Here is a 5190-nt window from a genome sequence, read left to right on the forward strand (position 1 = left end):
CCCCCTCCATCCCTCCACCCCCCTGCCCCTAGCGCACAGAGGACGAAGATGTCTCCTGAACTGGTCTCCATAGGCGCGCTGCTGGTGATGTTCGTGGTCGGTACCGTCCTGCCGATCAACCTGGGCATCCTCGCGTTCTGCGCCACCTTCGCCGTCGGCACCGCTTCGCTCGGCCTCACCGAGGACGAGATCTTCGAGGGCTTCCCGGTCAAGTTGTTCCTGACCATCGTCGGCGTCACCTATCTGTTCTCCGTGGCGCGCCGCAACGGCACCATCGACCTCCTCGTCGCCGCCGGAGTGCGCCTCGTCCGCGGCAAGGTGGCGCTCATCCCCTGGGTGCTGTTCCTGGTGGCGGCACTGCTCACGGCGTTCGGTACGTTCACCCCCGCCGCCGTCGCGATCCTGGTACCGATCGGCATGAACTTCGCGTACCGCTACCGGCTCAACCCGCTCGTCGTCGGCATGATGGTGATCAGTGGCGGGCACGCGGGCGCTTTCTCGCCGCTCGCCGTCTCCGGCGCGCTGGTGCTCGGCCTGGTCGACGACACCAGCCTCCAGGTCTCCCCGGTCACCCTGTTCACCGCCAGTTTCGTCATCAACCTGCTGCTCTCGCTGCTCACTTACCTGCTACTCGCCAAGCGGCCGGCGCCGCTGACGGACGAGGCCGCGGCGACGGACGAGACCGAAACCACGGATCTGGCCGGGCGGCCCGACTGGCGGCAGTGGCTGACCGTCGCCTGTCTGCTCGGCCTGGTGGTCGGCGCGCTCGGCTTCCAGCTGGAGATCGGCTTCCTGGCCCTGGTCGCCGGAGCGTTGCTCGCGCTGGTCGACATGAAGCAGCAGGAACGGGCCGTGGACGGCATCAGCTGGCCGACGTTGCTGCTTGTCACAGGCATGATGACGTACATCGCGATGCTGGAGAAGGCGGGCATCATCGAGAGCATCTCGGAGCACGCGGCCGGTCTCGGCGCCCCGCTCCTGGTCGCCCTCGTGCTCTGCTTCACGGTCGCCATCACGTCGGCCTTCGCCTCCTCCACGGCGATCCTGACGGCGATCATCCCCATCGCCGTACCGCTGCTGCTCTCCAGCCATCTCAGCCCGGCCGGTCTGATCGCGGCGCTCGCGGTCTCCACGACGATCGTGGACACGTCCCCGTTCTCCACCAACGGCGCGCTCGTCCTGAGCAACGCCCGCGGCGTGGACGGCCGCCGCTTCTACCGGCAGGTCATCGGCTACACCGGCGGCATCGTCGCGCTCGGCCCGGTGGTGGCGTGGGGGGCGCTGGTTCTGCCCTGGTCCTGAGGCTCTCTCTCCACGGTCAACTCTGAGCGGCGCTGCGTGAGTTGGGGTTCACCCCAACTCACGCAGCGCCTTCCCCAGTTCTCGTACGCCCGGCGTCTCGTAAGATACGGCGCGCTCAGCAGCACTTGACGACGGGGGACACCGTGAGCACGTACGGGAGCAATGGCCACGGCACCTGGCCGCAGGGGCCGAACGGCGGGCCTCCCGGTGCGGGTGGCCCGTACCAGCAGCCGCCGGTCGCACCGCAGGGGTACCCCGGCCAGTTCCCGTACCCGCAGCAGCACCCCCACCAACACCCGTACCCATACCCGCACCCGCACCCGCGTCCGGCGCCGTCTCGGGGGCAGCGTGTGTGGCGGTGTGTGCGTAACCCGCTGCACGCCGCCCAGCGGGTGTTCCGGCCCGCGCGGCCGGACCGGGTGGAGGACCGGACGGTCGGGCGGCTCCAACTGTGGCGCACCCTCCTCGGGTTGGCGGTCTGGCTGTGGCTGACGGTGACGTACGGCGTGTTCAGCGACGTGTCGGACGCGGAGGCGGCGATCTCCGACCGCACCGACCAGAGCTGGAACAGCGCCCTGGTGCTGATCTGCACGTTCCCGGTGGTGGTGGGCGCGTTCGTGGCCGCCGCGCGCGGTGACCTGCGGCGCCAGTATCTGCGGCGCGCGCTGCGGCCGTTGGGGGCGATCGCCGCGCTGATCGCCTCGATGGCCATGTTCCCGCTGGCCATGGCCCCGGAGATCGAAGGGTTCCGGGACTGGATCGGGCTCCCGGGCAAGATCGCGATCGGCGTCGGCTGTCTGTGGGCGGTCGGTTTCGCGCTCTACGGGATCGGCCTCTCCCTCGTGCATGTCTTCCGTACGGCCGACATCCACGAACTCCTGCCGCCCGCCCTGGCGACCACCCTGGTCTGGGAGATGGCGCTCCTCGATGTCGTCACCGACGCCTACTCGCAGGTCCCGCCGCTCGCCAGGGCCGTGTTCATCATGGGCGCGCCGCTCACCGTGACCGCCCTGTCCTACTGGGAGGTACGCAGGCTCCGCCGCCACGGCATCGGTCTGCGCCGGGCGCTGGGCCGCTGACCACTCCGGCAACTCCCCGTCCGGCCAGGGAAATTGAGGTGCCGCACGGTACCCCCGGGTGATCTGATCCACGGATGTTCATGTTGAGCTTCCTCCGCGAGTTCCGGTCCTGGTACTGGAGCGGCGACTTCGACGACCCCGAGGCGCGGGAGGCGCTCGCCGCGCATGCCGTGGCGGGTACGCCCGAGGAGTTCCGGCGGGCCTTCCTCGTGCTGTTGCGCAGCACCGACGTGGCCGCCCGTGGCACGGCGCTCGACCTCTACGACCGTGCGGGCGCCACCAGCCGGTTCGGGGAGGAGAGCCCGTACGAGCCATACCGGGAGGAGGTGCTCGCGACCGCCCGTGAACTGCTCGCCGGCCCGCCCCGGCCCGGCGACGCCCGCGCCTTCGAGGGCGCGGACCACGCGAGCGCGCTGCTCGCCCTCAAGAACGACGCGGGCCCGCAGGACGCCGAGGCGGTACGGGCCGTGCTGCTGCGGCGCCCGGACGGCGATCTGCTGGACAACGCACTGGGCGTGACCCGTTCGGCGCTCGCCGGGCCCGGCACGCCGGACGCCCAACTGGTGGCGCTGGTCGGTGAGTTGGTGTTCGACACGAGCCTGGACGTCGACGAGCGCGGCATGGCCGTCGGCGCGCTGCGGCAGGCGGGTGGGGCCGAGGCCACCGCGCTGCTTGTCCGCGCCACCGGCGTGGACGACGTGCACCTTCAGCAGGAGGCGGCGTGGGGGCTGACCTTCGGGAGCCGGTTCTACGCGCACCGCCCGCTCCTTGAACGCCTGGACGCCGAGTGGCCCGAGGCCGAGCGGCGCTTCGAGGCGGGTGAGGTCCGCTCGGCGCTCGGCCTCGGCCCGCACAGCACTTACTGGCACGGGGCCGACCCCGAGGGTGAGGGGCTGCGCCGGGCACACCGCGAGTTGCGCGCGCCGAGCAGCAAACGCGCCCACCGGCAGGCGTTCCGGACCATGCTGTACAGCGGTCTCGTCCCGCTGGTCGGCATCGCGCTCGACCACTTCTGCGACGCCGACGGGCTCACCCGTTTCGGCCTGGACCGGGAACCGTTCGAGCGGCCCGTCCGCGCCCTGGCCCGCCACCTGCTGCGCCTCTCACCGTCACCGGCGGCGTCGAGCCCCGGTTCCGGTGCGGGCGCGAGTCACGCCAGCGCCCTGGACGTACTGGCGCAGGTGGCCGGGCCCGAGGACGCCCCGGTGCTCGCCGCCGCGCTGCTGCGCCCGGACGCGGCACCGCTGGTGCGGCAACGGGCCTTGTGCGCGGCGCAGTTGAGCCTGGGGCGGTGGGACGTGCCGGATGAGCGGCTTGTGGCGGCGTTGGAGGAGCTCGCGTTCGACCCGGAGGCCGCGATGGACGACCGCACCCACGCGGTGAACGCCCTCGCGGACCTGCCGTCGCCCCGGGTCACCGAGGTGCTGCTGCGCGCGGCCCGCTCCGGTGCGCTGCCGGTGCAGGTCGAGGGCGCGCTAGGCCTGACCGGCGGCCATCTGATCGAGGAGCACCGCGCGTTCGTGCACGGCCTGGCCGACTCGTGGCCCGGGGGCGAGGACGAGCCGGACCGGGCGTGGCTGGTCCATCTGGCGCTCGACGAATGAACATCCCCCACACCCCCCACCAGGAGCACCCCATGACGTCGAACCTCCACCTCGAACCGATCACCGAGTCCAACATCGATGCGGCACTCACCATCGAAGTGCGCCCGGATCAGCGGGAGTTGGTGGCCCCGGTGGTGAAGTCGCTCGCCGAGGCGTACGTACACCCCGAGATCGCCTGGCCCCGTCTCATCGTCGACGGGGAACGCCCCGTCGGCTTCCTGATGGGGTTCTTCGACGCGGACTTCGCGGCGCCGGCCACCCGCGCGGGCGGCACCCCTGACCTCCGCTCGGGCCTGTGGCGTCTGAACATCGCCGCCGCCGAACAGGGCCGTGGGTACGGGAGTTACGCGGTCACCGCCGTGACGGACGAGGTCCGCAGGCGCGGCGGCACCCGGGTGACGGTCACCTGGCATCCGGGCGGGCACGGCCCGGAGGGGTTCTACGCGAAGCTCGGTTTCCGGGCGACGGGCGAGCTGAGCGGCGACCAGGTGGTGGGTGAACTCGACCTGACCTGACCGGAGTTGACCCTCGTCGCTCAGGACCCGGTCGTGCCGTCGACCAGTTCGCGCAGGATGTCGAGGTGGCCGTTGTGGCGCGAGGTCTCCTCGATGAGGTGCATGAGGACCCAGCCGAGGGTGACATGGGTACCGTCCCGTACGGGCCTCTTGGCCGGGGCCTGAAGGTCGTGCCCGGCCACGATGTCGCGGAAGCGGGCGGTCTGTTCCTCATACTCCGCGACCACCTGAGCGAGCGGGAGCTCGGCGCCGATACGCATCTCGCGGTCGGGGTCGTCCTCCGTCCACGGCCCCCGGTCCTCCTCGCCGAGGAAGATCACCTCGATCCACCAGTGCTCCACCCACCGAAGATGACTGACGACCCCGCCCGCCGTCATCAGCGGCGACCCCGACAGCGGGGCGCGGGCGGCGCCCTCGTCGGACAGACCTTCACACTTGGCGACGGCGGTGGCCCGCGCGTAGTCGAGGAACGTGGTGAGCATGGAACGTTCGTCCCAGGCGGACGGCATATCGGTACGTGACATGCGGGGATGATGGCACGGCCGGGGGCGCGGGGCGCGGGTATTTCCGCGCGGGCGGGCGGGACGCCCAACGTGCCGGTGCCGCAACGGAGTTACGTGGCCGGGGATACCCGGCAGGACGGGAAGGAGCCGCGCGCATGGGGGCCGACGGGTGGGAGTGGGACGAGGC

5 protein-coding genes are annotated in these 5190 nt (G+C 71.5%); 4 read left to right on the plus strand and 1 reads right to left on the minus strand.

What is annotated here, in order from left to right:
• Nucleotides 1-48 precede the first annotated feature (48 nt).
• The 4 genes from GUY60_RS33985 (at nt 49) to GUY60_RS34000 (ending at nt 4500) form a co-directional block, all read left to right on the plus strand.
• Nucleotides 49-1302 (plus strand): SLC13 family permease, encoded by a 1254-nt coding sequence (locus tag GUY60_RS33985; protein WP_246235999.1) that lies wholly within the window; start codon nt 49-51, stop codon nt 1300-1302.
• Nucleotides 1303-1664: 362 nt separating this feature from the next.
• Complete coding sequence (locus tag GUY60_RS33990) at nt 1665-2381, plus strand: hypothetical protein (RefSeq protein WP_312866529.1); 717 nt, start codon at nt 1665-1667, stop codon at nt 2379-2381.
• Between the two features lie 74 nt (nt 2382-2455).
• Complete coding sequence (locus GUY60_RS33995) at nt 2456-3985, plus strand: HEAT repeat domain-containing protein (RefSeq protein ID WP_223178769.1); 1530 nt, start codon at nt 2456-2458, stop codon at nt 3983-3985.
• A gap of 32 nt (nt 3986-4017) precedes the next feature.
• The gene (locus GUY60_RS34000; protein WP_161704956.1) at nt 4018-4500 is read left to right on the plus strand and encodes a GNAT family N-acetyltransferase; all 483 of its coding nucleotides are present in this window, start codon (nt 4018-4020) and stop codon (nt 4498-4500) included.
• Between the two features lie 20 nt (nt 4501-4520).
• On the opposite strand, the gene GUY60_RS34005 is transcribed toward GUY60_RS34000, so the two are convergent.
• Complete coding sequence (locus tag GUY60_RS34005) at nt 4521-5024, minus strand: DinB family protein (protein ID WP_161704958.1); 504 nt, start codon at nt 5022-5024, stop codon at nt 4521-4523.
• Nucleotides 5025-5190: the final 166 nt, after the last annotated feature.

The organism is Streptomyces boluensis (assembly GCF_009908195.1).
Taxonomy (GTDB): domain Bacteria; phylum Actinomycetota; class Actinomycetes; order Streptomycetales; family Streptomycetaceae; genus Streptomyces; species Streptomyces boluensis.

Bases quoted from the DNA above. Each gene is read 5' to 3' on its own strand.
- GUY60_RS33985 (WP_246235999.1), top strand. From the start codon at position 49: ATGTCTCCTGAACTGGTCTCCATAGGCGCGCTGCTGGTGATGTTCGTG.
- GUY60_RS33995 (WP_223178769.1), top strand. From the start codon at position 2,456: ATGTTCATGTTGAGCTTCCTCCGCGAGTTCCGGTCCTGGTACTGGAGC.
- GUY60_RS34000 (WP_161704956.1), top strand. From the start codon at position 4,018: ATGACGTCGAACCTCCACCTCGAACCGATCACCGAGTCCAACATCGAT.
- GUY60_RS34005 (WP_161704958.1), bottom strand. From the start codon at position 5,024: ATGTCACGTACCGATATGCCGTCCGCCTGGGACGAACGTTCCATGCTC.